17 protein-coding genes are annotated in these 17,081 nt (G+C 65.3%); 13 read left to right on the forward strand and 4 right to left on the reverse strand.

Annotated features, from left to right (window positions below; genetic code table 11):
• The coding region (locus AB0O93_RS11445; RefSeq protein WP_363343438.1) for a sugar phosphate nucleotidyltransferase at positions 1–338 on the reverse strand (338 nt) is incomplete at its 3' end.
• A 49-nt stretch (positions 339–387) separates the two neighbouring features.
• Positions 388–2,364: a DUF6541 family protein gene (locus tag AB0O93_RS11450; RefSeq protein WP_363343440.1), complete on the reverse strand. Its 1,977-nt coding sequence runs from the start codon at positions 2,362–2,364 to the stop codon at positions 388–390.
• A gap of 112 nt (positions 2,365–2,476) precedes the next feature.
• Between AB0O93_RS11450 and AB0O93_RS11455 the strand changes: the two genes are divergently transcribed.
• The 3 genes from AB0O93_RS11455 to AB0O93_RS11465 are packed head-to-tail and all read left to right on the forward strand — an operon-like array spanning position 2,477 to position 4,532.
• The gene (locus AB0O93_RS11455; protein WP_363343442.1) at positions 2,477–3,217 is read left to right on the forward strand and encodes a glycosyltransferase family 2 protein; all 741 of its coding nucleotides are present in this window, start codon (positions 2,477–2,479) and stop codon (positions 3,215–3,217) included.
• Positions 3,217–3,600: a DUF2304 domain-containing protein gene (locus tag AB0O93_RS11460; RefSeq protein ID WP_363343444.1), complete on the forward strand. Its 384-nt coding sequence runs from the start codon at positions 3,217–3,219 to the stop codon at positions 3,598–3,600. The genes AB0O93_RS11455 and AB0O93_RS11460 overlap by 1 nt, the downstream gene beginning before the upstream one ends.
• A gap of 14 nt (positions 3,601–3,614) precedes the next feature.
• Complete coding sequence (locus tag AB0O93_RS11465; protein ID WP_363343446.1) at positions 3,615–4,532, forward strand: glycosyltransferase; 918 nt, start codon at positions 3,615–3,617, stop codon at positions 4,530–4,532.
• Here the strand turns inward: AB0O93_RS11465 and AB0O93_RS11470 are convergent.
• Entirely contained in the window at positions 4,507–5,514 is a 1,008-nt protein-coding gene (locus tag AB0O93_RS11470; protein WP_363343448.1) for a glycosyltransferase, read from the reverse strand. The genes AB0O93_RS11465 and AB0O93_RS11470 overlap by 26 nt on opposite strands.
• Positions 5,515–5,636: 122 nt before the next feature.
• Here AB0O93_RS11470 and AB0O93_RS11475 point away from each other — a divergent pair, with 122 nt between their 5' ends.
• Positions 5,637–6,377, forward strand: coding sequence for a glycosyltransferase (locus AB0O93_RS11475; protein ID WP_363343450.1), 741 nt, complete (start codon positions 5,637–5,639; stop codon positions 6,375–6,377).
• Here the strand turns inward: AB0O93_RS11475 and AB0O93_RS11480 are convergent.
• Positions 6,374–7,321 carry a glycosyltransferase gene (locus AB0O93_RS11480; RefSeq protein ID WP_363343452.1) on the reverse strand — a complete coding sequence of 316 codons (948 nt, stop codon included), beginning with the start codon at positions 7,319–7,321 and terminating at the stop codon, positions 6,374–6,376. The genes AB0O93_RS11475 and AB0O93_RS11480 overlap by 4 nt on opposite strands.
• Positions 7,322–7,390: 69 nt before the next feature.
• Between AB0O93_RS11480 and AB0O93_RS11485 the strand changes: the two genes are divergently transcribed.
• The 9 genes from AB0O93_RS11485 (at position 7,391) to AB0O93_RS11525 (ending at position 16,998) form a co-directional block, all read left to right on the forward strand.
• On the forward strand, positions 7,391–8,644 hold the full coding sequence (locus AB0O93_RS11485; RefSeq protein WP_363343454.1) for a hypothetical protein: 1,254 nt from the start codon (positions 7,391–7,393) through the stop codon (positions 8,642–8,644).
• Positions 8,644–9,756, forward strand: coding sequence for a glycosyltransferase family 4 protein (locus tag AB0O93_RS11490; RefSeq protein WP_363343456.1), 1,113 nt, complete (start codon positions 8,644–8,646; stop codon positions 9,754–9,756). Before AB0O93_RS11485 ends, AB0O93_RS11490 begins: the two co-directional genes overlap by 1 nt.
• Before the next feature lie 63 nt (positions 9,757–9,819).
• Positions 9,820–10,956: a UDP-galactopyranose mutase gene (gene glf, locus AB0O93_RS11495; RefSeq protein WP_363343458.1), complete on the forward strand. Its 1,137-nt coding sequence runs from the start codon at positions 9,820–9,822 to the stop codon at positions 10,954–10,956.
• A gap of 23 nt (positions 10,957–10,979) precedes the next feature.
• On the forward strand, positions 10,980–11,789 hold the full coding sequence (locus AB0O93_RS11500) for an ABC transporter permease (RefSeq protein WP_363343460.1): 810 nt from the start codon (positions 10,980–10,982) through the stop codon (positions 11,787–11,789).
• Positions 11,789–12,526 (forward strand): ABC transporter ATP-binding protein, encoded by a 738-nt coding sequence (locus AB0O93_RS11505; protein WP_363343462.1) that lies wholly within the window; start codon positions 11,789–11,791, stop codon positions 12,524–12,526. Before AB0O93_RS11500 ends, AB0O93_RS11505 begins: the two co-directional genes overlap by 1 nt.
• Positions 12,527–12,654: 128 nt before the next feature.
• Positions 12,655–13,689: a glycosyltransferase family 2 protein gene (locus tag AB0O93_RS11510; RefSeq protein WP_363343464.1), complete on the forward strand. Its 1,035-nt coding sequence runs from the start codon at positions 12,655–12,657 to the stop codon at positions 13,687–13,689.
• Positions 13,690–13,721: 32 nt separating this feature from the next.
• Positions 13,722–14,795, forward strand: coding sequence for a nitroreductase family protein (locus AB0O93_RS11515; protein WP_363343466.1), 1,074 nt, complete (start codon positions 13,722–13,724; stop codon positions 14,793–14,795).
• Positions 14,796–14,800: 5 nt separating this feature from the next.
• Complete coding sequence (locus AB0O93_RS11520; RefSeq protein ID WP_363343468.1) at positions 14,801–15,778, forward strand: lysylphosphatidylglycerol synthase domain-containing protein; 978 nt, start codon at positions 14,801–14,803, stop codon at positions 15,776–15,778.
• Positions 15,775–16,998 carry a polysaccharide pyruvyl transferase family protein gene (locus AB0O93_RS11525; RefSeq protein ID WP_363343470.1) on the forward strand — a complete coding sequence of 408 codons (1,224 nt, stop codon included), beginning with the start codon at positions 15,775–15,777 and terminating at the stop codon, positions 16,996–16,998. The genes AB0O93_RS11520 and AB0O93_RS11525 overlap by 4 nt, the downstream gene beginning before the upstream one ends.
• Positions 16,999–17,081: the final 83 nt, after the last annotated feature.

Consider the following 17,081-nt stretch of genomic DNA (forward strand, 5'->3'; position numbering starts at 1 on the left):
CCGTAGAGGAGGTTGTCACCCAGGACTAGGGCGACCTTGTCATCCCCGATGAAGTCCGCACCGATCGTGAACGCCTGCGCCAACCCGTCCGGAGACTCCTGCACCGCGAACGACAACTCAATACCGAACTGCGACCCATCCCCCAACAACCGCTCGAAAAACGGCGCATCATGCGGAGTCGTGATCACCAGGATCTCCCGCACACCCGCCAACATCAGAGTCGACAACGGGTAGTACACCATGGGCTTGTCGAACACCGGAATCAACTGCTTCGACACACCCAACGTAATCGGATGCAACCGCGTGCCGGAACCCCCGGCCAAAATGATGCCCTTCACGGCTCAATCGTGTCACAGACGACTTGATCGTCAGAGTCACTCACGGCTGTCAGCGCGAAGGAGGGCCGCAGACGGTGGCCTCGTAGAGAGCCGCGTCGCCGACGCGAGCGATCTCCGTCACGCGGGGTGCGTCGTCCTCGTCGAGATCGTCTGTGCCGGCGAGGGGCGGATGGACACCCCCGAGAACGTCGTCCGTCCCGAAATCGAGGGCCCAGAAGGCGTTCAGCTCCTGGATGTACTCGCACACCGCGGGATCGATCCCGGCCTGATCCCAGTTGTCGAGGAGGTATTGTTCGGCCGTTGTGCGGTTGCCGAAGATGTGGGGCGCAAGGGCCTCCCGGTGGGCGAACACCGGAGTGAGAGACGCACCGGTTCGAGGGCTCCCCACCACGACCCCGTCGACGGGGACCAAGGCTTCGACGTCACTCATAAGTGCGCGCTCGTCGGCAGACAGCAATTGCTCGACGCCGTGTTGCCCGAAGGACTGGTGGATCCACTCCTGTGCTTGAGGGATCGGCCCGCGAACGGTGCCCAGAAGGACGATGGCGACGACCACGACCGCCGCGGTGAGTCGGCGGGCGCCCGCGCCGCGAGGGAAGCGCGCCCGACTGAGTCCGGCGCGCGTCGCGGTCGCGAGAACGAGTCCACCACCGAGGACGAGGGGGAAGGCGGCGATGGTGAAAATCGCTGCGACCCTTTCGGTGTCGCGGTACCACACCCCCGACAGCAGGTCGCGAATCGTGTCGTTGGCGACCGCGGCGCTGGCGAAGTAGATCAGAGCGCCGATGCCGAACATAGCCAGGATGCCGGCGAATCGCTTCGGGTGCCGAGCGGCGCCGACGAACCCCAGGAGGACGAGCCCGAAGACCACCCAGGGAATGGCTATCGAGCCGGGGGAGAGGGTGAGGACGGCGCCGATCGCCTCTTTGTAGGTCTGACTCGGTGTCCACGGGGCCGAGTTCAGCGGCGGCCTCACGAGGACGAATGCGCCCGTCGCGCCGATCAGGTAGGCCACGGCCAGCGCGCCGCTCAGCATCTGACCTTTCCGGAAGGAACGGATCGCGTTGCCGATCGCGAACGGGGTTCCGAGGACAGCGCCCGCGACGATGACGCTCGGATGTGTCAACGCGATCCCGGGTGCCACGGCGACGACCGCGACGACGGTGAGGACGCGCTCGCGCGGATCCGCACGGGATCGATCGAAAAACTCCACGATGAGGCCGAGCAGAACCGGGAGCAGCGTGAGACCGGCGAGGAACGGGTACAGGACACCGAAGGACAAAAGTCGATAAGGGAACGACCCGAACACGCCGGCCAGAGCCCCGGCGAAGATCAAGACCTCCGGCCGCGTGCCGAAGATACGCGTCGCGAGGTACAAAGCGCTCACCGGCCACACGACTGCGCACAGAAGAAGTGCGGTCGCGTTCATCACGACCGGGATGCCGGCTCCGGACAGCTGCGCGATGAGCGCGGCGACGTCGTGAAACGCCGCGGGATAGAACATGCGCGATGCCTCGGTGAGGTTCCCGAGCGTGAGCGACGAGCCCTCGCCGCTGGCGGCGATGAGCGCCACAGCATTGAGGTGGAAGACGTTGTCGAACAGCTGCGCGATCGCGGTCGGATCGGCGATTGCGGTCATGATACGCGCGCCGATGGCGACGGCTGCGAGGAGGACTCCAGCGATCGGTGCTGCATACCGCCACACGGACGCGGGAGGAGCTGGCCTCTGTGGCGCGCCCTCGGGCGGTGCAGCAGGCGCCGCGCGACGCCGGTACAGAACCCTGACGACCGCTGCCGCTGCTGCCGTCAGCAGAACGGTCGCGCCGAATGCCGCAGGGTTCAGGCCGATCCCCACCATCTGGAGCACAACTGCGCTGACGCCGGCCAGGGTAAACGTCAGCGGCGCCGCGAGCGCCCACAGGCGAAATCCGCGCGCACCGGCCGCGAACGCCACCGCGAGGCCCGGGAGGAACAGTACGCCTGCAGCGACGACGATGGCCGGCAGTGCGGCGCCCCACGGTGACATGCGACCTTCTCTCCGGTAGACCGAACCCCGACGAGGCTAGCAACCTCGAGTGCGCCGTCACTGTGCGCCCCGCTGCCGAGATCCGGAACCCCGCGACCGTAGGATGGTGGCCATGCCCGCACGCTTCGACGATCTTCTCGTCATCGTCCCCGCGTGGAACGAAGAAGCCAATGTGGGCAACACCGTCGAAGAGATCGAATCGGCGATCGCAGGCGCGACCGTGCTGGTGGTCGACGACGGTTCGACGGATGCCACCGCGGCTGTCGCGCGTCGCGCGGGTGCTCGTGTTCTGGTGCTTCCATTCAACCTGGGAGTCGGGGGAGCGATGCGTGCGGGGTACGCGTTCGCTCAGCGTCACGGGTTCCAACGGGCCATCCAGGTGGACGCGGACGGGCAGCACAACCCGCAAGACATCGTTCGGGTCCTCGAGGGTCTCGAGCACGCCGACATCTCGATCGGCGCACGATTCGCCGACGTCGGCGACTACGTCACACGTGGCCCGCGGCGGTGGGCGATGTCGTTCCTCGCCGGGGTGCTCAGCAGGGTGGCGCAGACACGTCTCACAGACGTCACCAGCGGCTTTCGCGCCGGAAACCGCGCGGCGATCGAGCAGTACGTGCGGTACTACCCGGCCGAGTACCTCGGCGACACGATCGACAGCCTGGTCGCGGCCAAACATGCGGGCCTTTCGGTCACGCAGGTCCCGGTGGCGATGCGACCACGCGCTGCGGGACGACCCAGTCAGGGTGCGGCGGGGTCGACCGTCTACCTCATCAGATCCGTCTTCGCCCTGATGCTGTCCATCATCCGCAGGCCCACGGGGCTGCGCGGCCCGGGAGAGGAGCGCGCCTGATGGCCATCGGAGCGATTCTGCTTGCCGTTCTGCTTCTCGGGGTGGTCGTCACTCTGCTCGTGCGACGTCAGCTGCGCGAGAAGTACGCGGCGCTCTGGATCATCATCGGCGCTGCCGTCCTGGTCTTGGGTCTGTTCCCGGAGCTCCTTCGCTGGATGACGGCGGCGTTCGGATTCCAGCTTCCGGCGAACCTTCTCTTCACGATCGCGATCATCCTCCTTCTGGGAGTCGCACTGCACCTGTCGTGGGAGCTTTCCCGCGCGGAGGAGGAGATCCGGCGTCTTGCAGAGGAAGTCGCCATCCTTCGGGAAGCAGTGGAACGCATCGAGGCCAGGCCTGTGTCGGAGCATGAGGCTCCGAGGCACCCGCCGCGTGACGAATGAGTGTCGCTGACTGCGTGGCGGTCGTCTCCGCCTACCACCCGTCGGTGGAGCTGGTCGACGCTATCCGCGACATGGTGCTCCAGTGCCGCGTGATCGTCGTGGACGACGGAAGCGGACCTGACGCCGATACCGTGCTGCGTGAGGTCGAGTCCGTCGGAGCCACGGTTCTGCGACGCCCCGAGAACGGGGGGATCGCCGGTGCGTTGAACGCAGGGATCGCGCACGCCTACGAACTCGGCGCGAGGTGGGTGGCCACCTTCGACCAGGACTCCCGGCCGGCCGAGGACCACATCGCTCGATCGATCGCGGCGGGCGAGGCCGCGACTGCGAACGGCGTGCTTGTAGGCGCACTGGTCCCCGAGTGGTTCGCGGAGGTGCGCCAAGCCCACGCTGGCATGCTTGCGCCCGGCGTTCGCGCCGCTCGGCGGGTGATTCAGTCGGGAATGGTCATCCCGCGAACGGCGTGGGATCGCGTCGGGACGCTGAGCGAGGACTACTTCATCGATCTGGTCGATACGGAGTTCGAACTCCGCCTGGAGGCGGCGGGGCGAAGGGTCCTCGCCGTCGAAGGGCTTTCTTTGCCACACGCGCTCGGCAGATCGCTGAGACTCAGTCCTTTCTCGAAGCGGCCGTGGAATCGGATCGCTTTCACGACCATGGTGAGCACTCCGTTCCGCTACTACTACCGCGTGCGGAATCGAATCGTCTTGACGCGCTCCTACATTTTCCGGTTCCCGATCCGTGTTCTCGGGGACGCGGTGCGAGACGCGGTCTACTTCGCAGTGCTCGCTATCTGCGCGCGCCCGCGCCGTGTGTTCCTGGCGATCGTCCTCCGCGGCGGGTCCGACGGCCTGCGGCGGAGGCTCGGGCCTATCCCGTCCGCTCTCAAGGCACGCGCGGCGTCGCTCAGCTGGAGCGCGCGATTTGAGTGATCCGTCGCCGGCCGCGCGTCAGCGCGCCGCAGATCCAGCTCGCGGCGTACTGGATGGCGAACGGGCGCGGAACGTAGCCCTCTCTCAGCGCGCGACCGAGAATACGAGCAGTCACCCCTAGCCGCCTCCGCCCCGAGAACCCCAAACCGAGCGAGGCTGGCACGGACTCCGGCGTCCGGATGCGGAGGGTGTCCGCCATCAATTGCCGCCAACCGACGTACACATCGAACGTCGTGCGCAGGATGTTCCCCACCCCGGCGGATCCCGACGCGTCGACGCTCATGCGCCGTGCGTTCGTCAGCGACGCGCGCCATCCGCTCGGGGGTGCCATGGACGTCGGGTCACCGAAGACGTTCGCGTCATGCTGGACGTAGTCCTGGACGACCTCGTCGACCACGCGCGTCTTTCCCAAAGCACCTGCGCAGACAGCCAGCCAATGATCGTGTGCCGCGGCGCGCGAGTTCAGTCGCGGGAACGGAACGGCGACATCGAGCAACGACGCCCGGAGCACAGTGAGCGAGCCGGTGAACTGGTTACTCAGCGTGATCTGAGCGACGGTCCCGTTGCGTCGCTCGGTCACCCCGAGCACGTCACCGGACGGATGCCGGACCAGACGCGCCTGTCCCGAAACCATCTCGTGGTCCTCGAGGAGTGGGAGCAGCGATTCGAGCTTGCCGGGGTACCAGTAGTCGTCCTGGTCTGCCAGGGCGACCCATTCCGAGTCCCGGGGGATGGCGCGAAGAGCCCGTTCGAAGTTCAGATAGAACCCCAATCGCTCGCCCCTCGTGTCGATCACCTGGAAACGTGTGTCGCCGGGGACGAACTCGTGCACCAGCCGGTGAATCTCATCGGTGTCACTGTCCGATGAGATGACGCACGTCCAGTTCGAGATCGTCTGTGCGGCGATCGACTGAAGCTGGCGGCGGAACAGATCCGGGCGAGGCCGATATGCAGCGAGCGCGATCGCGCCCGGGCTGGTCACAGGCACTGGCACACTTCCCATCGGACGGACCGGATGACGTTGTCAGTCTAATGTGCGCGCTCGAGCCTCACGGGACAACGCGTATCGTGGACTCGATGGACGCTGCGATCTCCCCTCCGCGAGTGAGCGTGTGCATCGCCATGTACAACGGGGCGCCGTGGGTCGGCGCGCAGCTCGAATCGATCCTTGCCGAACTCGAGCCCGATGACGAGGTCATCGTCGTCGATGACGCGAGCACGGATACGAGTCTGGACGTCGTGCGGTCGATCGACGACCCGCGCCTTCGGCTGGAGAGCCGGCAGGAGAATCGCGGATACGTGCGCACCTTCGAGGATGCTCTGCAACTCGCCACTCGAGAGATCATCTTCCTCTCCGACCAAGACGACCTCTGGGTGCCCGGGCGTCGCGCGGTTCTGGTGAACGCTCTGTCCTCGCGTGCGCTCGTCGCCTCCGACCTCGTCCTCCTCCCCGATTCGCGCCCGTTGCCGAACCCTCTGACGGGCCGCCCATGGCGGCTGCAGCCGACACCATCACCCGGGCCCATCGCGACGCAGCTGCGGATCTGGGCGGGGATCGCACCGTACTTTGGATGCGCGATGGGTGCCCGGCGGGAGTTTCTCGACGTGGCTCTGCCGTTTCCACGGTTCCTCACCGAGTCGCATGACCTCTGGCTGGCGACGCTCGCCAACGCGGGCGGTCGTCTCGGCCATGTCTCGATGGCAACCGTGCGCCGACGATTGCACGAGAACAACGCCTCACCCTCGAAACCGCGCGGATGGCGCTCGGTCCTCGCCGCGCGGGTGATGCTCCTGCGCTGCACGCTCGTCGCGATCCGTCGCGTGCGCCGGGGAGGCCCGCGCTAGAACGCGAACACGTGAGCCAGCGTCGACGTGATCCCCGCACGGTTTCTCGATGCGAACACGGTCGGAAGGACCGTCACCGCATGCAGGCGTGAGAACAATCGCAGCCGTGCAGCCGCATATGCGCGCCGCCACCCCCTCGCGCGTGCACGCGCGGCGACGGTGCGGTAGAAGCGTCGTTCATCCCTAAATCGGCTTCCGTCGACGAGCGCCCGTTGGGACAGGCTGGCCGCGTGCCGTCGATAGCCGAAGACGGGGTCTCCGGGTGCATAGACGAGCTCCCCGTCATCGAACGCGATATCGACGAGAAGCGCGAGGTCCAGAATGATCGGGAGGTCATCGGGGAAGTCATGCCGCTGAAGGGTTGCGGTGCGGAAGACGAGCGATGGCCAGTACAGCCAGTTGCCCTGAAGCAGGCTCGCGGCGAGGTCTTCTCCGCGCAATCGGGCAGTGCGGTTGCGGCCGCGCGGAGCAAGCAGGCGCTGCTTGACCCGGTCGACCAGCGGGAGGTGCGGCATTCCCCGGTCGTCGAGCACCTCAACAGCGGGCTGGATGATCGATGCGTCCGGCGAACGCCGCGCAAGATCCCGCACGGTGGCGACGAAGTCACGACCCATGATGTCGTCGGAACCGAAGATGCAACACAGTGGCGCGGATACCAGTTCGGCCGCCCGCCGGAAGTTCCGAGTGATGCCGATGTTCTCAGGATGCCGAACATAGTCGACACGAGAGTCATCGAGCTCTGCGAAGAACACCGCGACCTGCGGATCTGGATAGGCATCGTCGAGGACCGTGAGACGCCACCGTGGGTCGGACTGGTCAAGAACGCTGCGGACGGCGGTGAACAGGTGATCCGGATCGCCCCAGAACGGTAGAAGGATGTGGACATCCGGCTCGGCGGCGGACGCGGGGGAGTCCTCGGGCGCGTGTGCTGAATCGGAGTTCACCTCTCCATTGTCCTCGACCGCGTCGCGATGCTCCGGTTCGAGAAGAGACGGGTCAAGTACGCTCGATCCGTGGCCAACCTCATCGCGCGCTTGGTCGGATTCTCATCACTCCCGTTCCTCTCGGCGCTGCTGCCGTTCGTCGCGCTTCCCATCGTGGCGCGCGTCGGCGGTGTCGACGGGTGGACGTCGTTCAACCTCGGACAGGCGATCGGCGCCTACGCGGCCGCGGTCGGCTACGTCGGGTGGAACGTCATGGGAACTCCGATGGTCGCTGTCACGCGCGATCGAGGCGAGAGGACCGCGCTCTACGCGCGTTCGTTCTACGCACGGATAGGGATCGTCGGAGCCGTGGGTGCGGGTGCCGCTGTCATCGCGGTCGTGCTCGCTCCCGAATCCACCCGTGCCGTCGCGGTGCTGTTCGCACTGACGGGAGCGGTCGGGGGACTAGGCATCGCATGGTTCGCGGTGGGCGTCTCGTCAGTCAGCATGATCGTGTGGTTCGAGATCGTTCCTCGTGCGGCTGCGACAGCGCTGGCGATCCCTCTTCTGCTGTGGACCGGCGATGTCTTCTGGTACGGCCTGCTCATGCTCGCCGCTTCCATCGCGGGCGTCATGGCGTTCCACCTCGTCTACTGCCGGACGCTCGTTCCGCGCTGGGTCGGCTGGCGGACCGTCAGGCATGACATCAGCCGATTGCGTGCAGCGTGGGGTGTCGAGGTCGTGGGAAACCTGTACGCGAACGCACCTGTACCGGTCGCGACGGCAACCTCATCCGTGACGCAGGCGGCGACCTACGGCTCCGGTGACCGCCTCTACCGCTACGGTCTGCTCGGTGTCGTCGCGGTGGGCAACGCCCTCCAGGGATGGGTCTTGGAAGTCGACGACGCTCGTCGGCGCGTCCGCAATCGAGCGGCGATCATCATCCTCGCCGTCGTCGGCGTCATCGGCTTCTTCTTTCTGCTCTTCGCGGGCCAACCCGTGACAGCGCTCCTGTTCGGCGCCGAACTCGCCGCAGAGCCACTGACCCTGTTGTGGCTGGGGGTGGCGTTCTTCGCCGTTGCTGCGTCGACGCCCCTCATCCGAAATGTCCTGATGCCTGCCGGGCGTCAGCGTCCCGTCTTCATCGTGACCGTGGTCAGTGCCGTTTCCGGTCTCGCGGGCATGATTCTGCTGGGCGACGCCCTAGGCGCTGCGGGGGTTGCGGCGGGCCTCGCGATCAGCGAGATGATCACCCTCCTCGCTTGCGCGTGGTTGTCGTGGCGCATCGGTCTCTCCGCTCGACCGGGCTTCTCTGCGGCGGCGCCGGTGATGAAGGATCTGTGATGGCTGAGTCTCGTTCCGCTGTCCACTTCCTGCTTCCGGGCATCTCGCCGACACCGATCGGCGGATACAAGGTCGTTTATGAGTACGCGCGGGAGATGGCGCGCACCGGCGTGCCCGTGACCGTGTGGCATTGCGCGGCCTTCGCGGCGCACTCCGGCGGTCGCTTCCGCCCTCTTCGCGCGCTCGTCCCCGCGCTGGGACGTCTTCGCCAGCGCCTCGTGCGCGCGACGAACACCATCCCTTGGTTCACCTTCGACATCCCCGTGGAGGTGCGCAACACCGCTCTCTTCCCGCGGCCGAAGATCGGCCCGGGCGATCTCGTCGTCGGAACGGCCTACGAGACGATCAGGTATGCAGCCAGAATCGCGCGTCGATCAGGTGCGCGGTCCGTCGCCTTCATCCAGCATTCCGAGACGTGGGCGGCACCGGAGTCGAGCGTCCTGTCGGCATGGGGTGCAACGGACGAGCGCATCGTCATCGCGCCGTGGTTGGCGGAGCTCTGCGCTGCCGCCGGGCTGAGCTCCCGTCTCCTGCCCAACGCCCTGGACACCGACAGCTTCCCGAAGGGACCGCCCCTCAACCAGCGAGCACCCGCCGTGCTCGCGTTGCTCTCGCCGCACGGGTACAAGCGGCCCGACACGGTCGCCGCGGTTCTCGCGGCCATCGCTGAACGTCGAGCCGGAGTTCGGCTCGACGCGTTCGGCCCGACTGGAGAGCCGCCTGTCGAGCTGCCAGGCGGTGCGCACTACCACCCTGACCCGTCACCGGGAGATCTGCGACGGCTGTATCGCGAGGCGACGGTCTACCTCTGTGGCAGCGAGGCCGAAGGGTGGCATCTGCCGCCGGCGGAGGCCACGCTTTCCGGTGCGGCGGTGGTCTCCACCGACATCGGGGGAGTCCGGGCGTCGATGGAGGACGATGCGCTCTACGCTCCCGTCGGCGATGTCGACGGCCTGTGCGCCCGTGTGCTGCAGGTGCTCGACGACTTCGATGCCGCCCAGGCGCGTATCGACCGCGCGGAAGCGCGGATCCGTGCGGTCACTTACGTCGACAACACGGAGAAGTTCCTCGCCATCGGCCGGGGGAAGAGTGCGCCCGGGGCCGTCGCCTGAGATCGACCGTCCACCTCGCCTAAACTCGATTCGACCTCACTGCCGGAAAGGCTTCGTCTGCTCATGGATCTTCTCGTCGTCGGTTCCGGCTTCTTCGGACTCACCATCGCGGAGCGCGCTGCGGCCGCCGGGCGAAAGGTGACGGTCATCGATCGCCGCCACCACATCGGGGGTAACGCGTACAGCGAGGACGAGCCCACCACGGGTATCGAGGTCCACCGGTACGGCGCACACCTCTTCCACACCTCCAACCCGGGTGTGTGGGAGTACGTCAACCGTTTCACGACCTTCACGCCGTATGTCCACCGGGTGTACACCAACCACGGCGGTGTGGTCTTCCCGATGCCGATCAACCTGGGCACGATCAACCAGTTCTTCCGCGCCGCGTACACGCCCGCCGAAGCGCGCGCCCTGGTCCTGGAGCAGGCGGGCGAGTTCGACGTGAAGACAGCGGCGAACCTGGAGGAGAAGGGGATCGCCCTCATCGGGCGCCCCCTCTACGAGGCGTTCATCCGCGACTACACCGCCAAGCAGTGGCAGACCGACCCGAAGGACCTTCCCGCGGAAGTCATCAGCCGGTTGCCTGTTCGCTACACCTACGACAACCGCTATTTCAACGACACGTGGGAAGGTCTGCCCACCGACGGTTACACCGCATGGCTGGAACGGATGGCGGACCACCCGAACATCGAGGTGCGTCTCGAGACCGACTTCTTCGACACGGCCCAGCCGCTGAACAAACGTGACACCGTCGGGCAGCTCCCGATCGTGTACACGGGTCCGGTCGACCGCTACTTCGACTACACCGCCGGTGCCCTGTCCTGGCGAACGCTGGACTTCGAAGAGGAGGTCCTCGACGTCGGCGACTTCCAGGGCACGCCGGTGATGAACTACGCCGACGCCGAGATCCCCTACACGCGGATCCACGAGTTCAAGCACTTCCACCCCGAGCGCGCCGACCGCTACCCGACCGACAAGACGGTCATCATGCGCGAGTTCTCCCGCTTCGCCGAGCGCGAGGACGAGCCCTACTACCCCGTGAACACCCCGGAGGACCGGCAGGGTCTGCTCGCGTATCGCGATCTCACCCAGGGGGAGAAGGACGTGCACTTCGGCGGACGACTCGGCACCTACCAGTACCTCGACATGCACATGGCCATCGGCGCCGCGCTGTCGATGTGGAACAACCAACTCGCCTGACTCGTGAGCCGTAGGATCATCGGGTGACCACTGCGACCGTCGGTGCCCCGGGCTCGCCGCGGCGCTACCTCCACTCGCTGTGGTTGCTGTCGGCGCGCGATCTGAAGGTGCGCTATGCCACGAGCGCGCTCGGCTATCTGTGGTCGGTGCTCGATCCGCTCGTGATGAGCCTCATCTACTGGTTCATCTTCACCCAGGTGTTCCAGCGATCGGTCGGCCACGATCCCTACATCGTCTTCCTGATCACCGCACTCCTCCCGTGGGTGTGGTTCAACGCGGCGGTCTCCGATTTCACGCGGGCCTTCAACAAAGACGCGCGGCTCGTCCGGTCCACCGCGATCCCGCGCACGATCTGGGTCAATCGCATCGTGCTGAGCAAGGGCATCGAATTCCTCTGTTCCCTTCCCGTCCTCGTCGGGTTCATCGTCGTCGCCGTGCTCACGAGCCCCGTGCCGATCGCCTTCAACTGGGGGCTGCTGCTCTTTCCGATCGGGGTTCTCCTACAGACCGCACTCCTCATAGGTCTCGGGTTGCTGGTGGCGCCGCTGTGCGTGATCTACACGGACCTGGAGCGCACGACGAAGCTCATCCTGCGGGTCCTCTTCTACGCGTCCCCGATCATCTATTCCGTCTCCGACCTCCCCGGCATCTTCCCCGAGCTCGCGGCCTTCAACCCGCTTTCGGGCATCTTCACCCTCTATCGGGTGGGCTTCTTCCCGGAGGTATGGGACACGTTGAGCGTCGTCGTCGGCGCGGCCATGAGTGTCGGCTTCCTGATCATCGGAATCCTGGTGTTCCGCCGGCTGGAACGCCCCGTTCTGAAAGAACTGTGATGGACGGACTCGCTATTCGCGTCGACACTCTCGGCGTCCGCTTCCGCCGGAATCGCCGTGGTCGTCGCAGCTTCAAAGACCTGTTCGCGGGGGCGAAGCGTCGGACGCGTCCCGGCGAGTTCTGGGCGCTCCGCGACGTCTCCTTCACGGTCGAGCACGGTGAGGCCATCGGCGTCGTCGGACGCAACGGACAGGGCAAGTCGACGCTCCTCAAGCTCGTCGCCGGCGTACTTCTTCCGGACGAAGGCACGGTCACGGTGTCCGGGGGAGTCGCACCTCTCATCGAGATCACCGGCGGGTTCGTCGGCGACCTCACCGTGCGGGAGAACGTCCGTCTGACCGCCGGCCTCCACGGGATGCCGCGCGCCGAGGTGGCGCGTCGCTTCGACGGGATCATCGACTTCGCGGAACTCCACGACTTCGTCGACACCCCCTACAAGCACCTCTCCAACGGCATGAAGGTGCGACTGGCCTTCTCGGTCGTCTCGCAGCTCGAAGAGCCCGTACTGCTCGTCGACGAAGTGCTCGCCGTGGGCGACAAAGCCTTCCGGGAGAAGTGCTACCGCCGCATCGATGAGCTGCTCGCCGAGGGGCGGACGCTGTTCTTCGTCAGCCACAACGAGCGCGACCTGCGCCGGTTCTGCACGCGGGGGCTGTACCTCGACAAAGGCAAGCTGGCGATGGACGCCCCCATCGGAGACGTCCTCGACCGGTACAACGCCGACCACGCGCAGTGACCCTCGGGTGGCGTCGAGGCGACCTCGGTTAGGATGTGGTCGGCTCCGATTCGGTGTTCTCGCCGTGTGGGCCCGCTCGTGCGGCATCCGCACCGTTGACCGCCCGACCAGCGGAGAGACTTCTCGCCATGCGCCTGTTCATCCAGATTCCCTGCCTCAACGAGGAGACGACCCTCCCCTCGGTTCTCGCGGGAATCCCCCAGCAGATCGACGGGATCGACGAGATCCACGTTCTGGTGATCGACGACGGATCCTCCGATCGGACGGTCGCCGTCGCACGGGCTCTCGGCGTCGAGCACTTCGTCTTCCACACCCGCAACATGGGACTCGCTCGATCGTTCCGCGACGGAATCGACTATGCGCTGCAGCACGGCGCCGACATCGTGGTCAACACGGACGGCGACAACCAATACCCGCAGGAGCGCATCGCGGACCTCGTTCAGCCGATCCTTCGGGGCACGGCCGACATCGTCATCGGTGACCGGCAGACGAAGACGATCGCGCACTTTTCCGGATTCAAGAAGTTGATGCAGGGCGTGGGCAGCAGCGTGGTGAACTTCGCCGCGGAGACCGACCTTCCGGACGCGGCGAGTGGGTTCCGCGCCTACTCTCGCGAGTCGTTGATTCGCCTCAACGTCGTCACCCAATTCAGCTACTGCATGGAGACCATCATCCAGGCGGGCAACAAGCGCCTGCGCATCGAGAGCGTCGCCATCACGACCAACCCGAAGACGCGGGAGTCCCGCCTCTTCAAAAACATCTTCCAGCACATGGGGCGCTCCGCTCAGGCGATCATGCGCAGTTACATCATGTTCAAGCCCCATGCCGTGTTCTTGACCTTGGCGATAGCCTTCCTCGTCGGCGCGGCCATTCCATTCATACGTTTCCTCGTGCTGACCTGGGCGGGAGTCGCGGGAGACCACATCCAGTCGCTCGTCCTCGGCTCGGCGCTGCTCGTGGGATCGCTATTGAGCTTCGCTCTGCTGGTGATCTCGGACATGCTGCGGACCAATCGGACCCTTGTCGAGGACGCCCTCGAACGCCTCAAAATCATGCAATACGCGCCGGAGCGCATCATCGATCCGCGTCAGCATGATCCGAGCGAGGAAGCGCGGCATCCGTCGATGCCGGTGCGCGCCGACGGATCTGCCGACGCTCGCTGACCCTTCCCCCCTCGACACGATTTGGAGACCGCGTGCTGAACACGCTCAAGCGCATCGCCAAAGATCTTCTGGCGATCACCTGGATCCGACGGGTGTACGAGGCGGTGAACCGAATGATCCTGGAATCGTTCGGGTCGAGTCGCATCCTGACGCACCTCCTCTACTTCGTGAGCTTCATCACGTTCAATCGTGAGCAGTCGGCTGTCCTTCGTGGGCGCCGCAATTACTACCGGAACAAGCACCGAGAGCGGGCGACGCATGTCGAGCTGCGTCGGAACATTCATCGGCTGGAGAAGGGCCTCATCATGCGGCCGCGGCGCGATGTGTTCGCGCGCGATTACATCACAGAGACCATCGAGTTCTACGAAGAGGCTGTCGCGCAGTGCCGTACTGCTCCGGGCACGATGGAACAGAGCGAGATGGACTGGGCGCACGACGTGCTCACGGAGTATTTCCGTGTCAGCGCGACGGGCGATTCAACGGTGGATGCCGCGCGAGCGCGTTTCGGCAATGCTCTCTACAGTGGCGAGTTCACGGGCAAGATTCCCTACGTCAAAAAGCAGCTCTCCGACGTCGGGTACGACGAGCTTGAGAAGCTCGTGATGCAGAGACGAAGCGTGCGCTGGTTCGAGGATCGAGCAGTCCCGCGCGAGAAAATCGACCGCGCGTTGCTCCTCGCGCGGCAGGCACCCACCGCGTGCAATCGCCTTCCCTACGAATTCCGTGTCTTCGACGATCCGGCGCAAGCCAAGCTGGTCGCAGCAATTCCGTTCGGCACGGCCGGCTATGGGCACAACATCCCCGCCATCGCCGTGGTGGTCGGCAAGCTCGAGTCGTATTTCAGCCCGCGGGATCGCCATGCGATCTACGTCGACAGCTCGCTTGCCGCGATGCAGTTCATGCTCGGCCTCGAGACTCTCGGCCTGTCGTCATCCGTGATCAACTGGCCGGATTTCGAGCCGCTCGAACGCAAGATGCAGAAGACATTGGGCTTGGAACTGACGGATCGAGTCGTCATGCTGATCGCCTTCGGCTACGCGCATCCCGAGGGGATGGTTCCGTTCTCGCAGAAGAAGGAGCTCGACACCTTCCGGCGATTCGGCTGACGAGGGTGACGGACACTCCGAATCCCTCTCGCTGGCGACGGCTGGCTTTTCGCTGGGGCCTGACCGTCGTCGTCGTCGGTGTCGTCGCCTACTTCTTCGCCACAGCTCTCTGGGAGAACTGGGATGAGGTCGCGGAACAGCAGCTGACGTTCGACGTGCGCTGGGTCGTGGCCACTCTCATCTTCGCCGTCGCTGTCCCTCTGACCGGATTGCTTTGGGGAAGGATGTTGCGGGCGCTCGACAGGGGAGCGGCTGCACGTGTGACGCACCTCGAAGCTATCGCTGTGCAGTGCGCGTCCTGGCTGCTCAAGTACATCCCCGGGCAGGTCGGCTCTGTCGTCAACAAAGTCGTCTGGGCAGGCAAGAAGGGCGTCAGCCGATCGTTGGTCGTCATCACGTTCGTCTACGAGAACCTGTTCTTGCAGTTCGCGTCGATCGTGCCGAGCGTCATCATCCTTTTGCTGAGCCTCGGCCCGGAGATCTTTGGCGAGAATGCCACGTTGCTTCTCCTCCCGCTGGCAATTCTCCTTCCCCTCGCCGCGGTCGCGTACAAGCCGATCTTCCATCGCATCGTGAACGTACCCGCGCGAAGGGTCCTGAAGCAGGAAGTCCCGGAGTCGCATTTCCTCTCGACGCCCCAGTCGCTCGGGTTCACGCTCGAGTTCCTGGGGCCTCGCATTCTCAATGGCGCGGGTTTCGTTCTGCTGGCGACGACGATCTCCACTATCGAGCCCAGGTTGTGGTTGCCTTTCGCTGCCGCCTATGTGTTGGCGGGCGCGATCGGAATCCTTGCCTTCTTCGTTCCCAGCGGTCTCGGCGTGCGCGAAGCCGTCATCGTCCTCGTCCTCAGCCAGTACGTCCCCATCTCGGAGGCGATCGTGATCAGCCTGTTGGCGAGGTTGGTGTCGACCGCCGCCGACGCGGTCGTCGCGCTGATCTACGTCATCCTTCGTCGAACAATCCCCAAGGAGTCCCGCCCATGACCGGCCCCCGCATCACGATCATCGGTTCCGCACTCTCCGGCAACAAAGGAGCGTCCGCGATGCTGGAAGCGGCGATTCAAACGCTCAGTGCGCGCCTGGATCATCCGCAGTTCACCCTCCTGAGCATGTATCCCGCGGAGGATGCCGCGCAGAACCACTACGACAATCTCGACATCGTGCCGGCTGCGCCCCGCCAGCTGGGAGTCACGATCAACTCGTTGGCGCTGGCCTATCGAGTGCTCCCTTTCCTCAGGGGGATCCTGCGGTCTCGCTCGCGAGCGGTACGAGCCCTCGTCGACGCCGACATTCTGCTGGATCAGGGGGGCATCACCTTCACGGATGGCAGGGAGAAATTCCTTCTCTACAACATCGCGTCGATCCTCCCGGCGTTGAACGTCGGAACGCCCGTGTTCAAGTGCGCGCAAGCGATCGGTCCGTTCCGCAACTCCGTGAACCGTCGCGCTTCCCGTCTCTTCCTTCCGAAGGTGCGCACCGTCGTCACCCGCGGTCGCATCACGCACGAGTTTGCAGAGGGACTGGGTCTTCGCAACATCGTCGCCGGCGCCGACTACGCCTTCTCTCTTGAGCTCGACGGCTCGGAAGCCGACGCGGTGTCGGAACACGTCGATCTCGGGTTCTTCGAAGGTGACACTGTCGGGGTCTGCCCGAGCGTCGTGCTCCAGAAGAAGGTGGATGCCCGTGGTGGAGACTATGTCGGGCAGATGGTGTCGTTCATCGAAGAGCTTCGTGCGCGAGGTAAGCGCGTGTTGCTTCTGCCGCACAGCGTCCGTACCGGCACGGACAAGACGCACAACAACGACCTGCCGTTGTGTCGCGACATTCATTCCCGCCTCCGTCTCGGGGATGACCTCCTCTTCGTCGATCGGGAACTGAGCTCCCAGCAGCTGCGCTACCTGATCGGGCGCTGTGACCTCTTCGTCGCCAGCAGATTCCACGCGATGGTCTCTTCCCTCGCGATGGCCGTCCCGACGCTCGTCATCGGGTGGAGCCACAAGTACCGAGAGGTTCTGGAGATGTTCGGCGCAGAGGAATGGGCGTTCGGCCACGATGAGCTGGCGGTCGACTTCCTGACACAGCGCTTCGAGGCACTCGATGCTCGTCGAGCGGAGGTGGCGGCAATGCTCGAAGTACGCCTTCCCGAGGTCAAGAGCCGTTCCAGAATGCAGGCGGATTTGATCGTCGACGTGATCGGCAGATGACCGCGCACGCGTCGACTCCGCCGTCGCATTCGTCTGCTGGCCAGGGGGATGACGACCGTAGGCGACGCCTCGTAGGCAGAGCG

Source organism: Microbacterium sp. NPDC077184, assembly GCF_040687055.1.
Taxonomy (GTDB): domain Bacteria; phylum Actinomycetota; class Actinomycetes; order Actinomycetales; family Microbacteriaceae; genus Microbacterium.

What these genes read in the sequence shown, in the direction of transcription:
- AB0O93_RS11450 (WP_363343440.1), bottom strand. Translation starts at nt 2,364, where the DNA reads ATGTCACCGTGGGGCGCCGCACTGCCGGCCATCGTCGTCGCTGCAGGC.
- AB0O93_RS11455 (WP_363343442.1), top strand. Translation starts at nt 2,477, where the DNA reads ATGCCCGCACGCTTCGACGATCTTCTCGTCATCGTCCCCGCGTGGAAC.
- AB0O93_RS11460 (WP_363343444.1), top strand. Translation starts at nt 3,217, where the DNA reads ATGGCCATCGGAGCGATTCTGCTTGCCGTTCTGCTTCTCGGGGTGGTC.
- AB0O93_RS11490 (WP_363343456.1), top strand. Translation starts at nt 8,644, where the DNA reads ATGGCTGAGTCTCGTTCCGCTGTCCACTTCCTGCTTCCGGGCATCTCG.
- glf (WP_363343458.1), top strand. Translation starts at nt 9,820, where the DNA reads ATGGATCTTCTCGTCGTCGGTTCCGGCTTCTTCGGACTCACCATCGCG.
- AB0O93_RS11505 (WP_363343462.1), top strand. Translation starts at nt 11,789, where the DNA reads ATGGACGGACTCGCTATTCGCGTCGACACTCTCGGCGTCCGCTTCCGC.
- AB0O93_RS11510 (WP_363343464.1), top strand. Translation starts at nt 12,655, where the DNA reads ATGCGCCTGTTCATCCAGATTCCCTGCCTCAACGAGGAGACGACCCTC.
- AB0O93_RS11525 (WP_363343470.1), top strand. Translation starts at nt 15,775, where the DNA reads ATGACCGGCCCCCGCATCACGATCATCGGTTCCGCACTCTCCGGCAAC.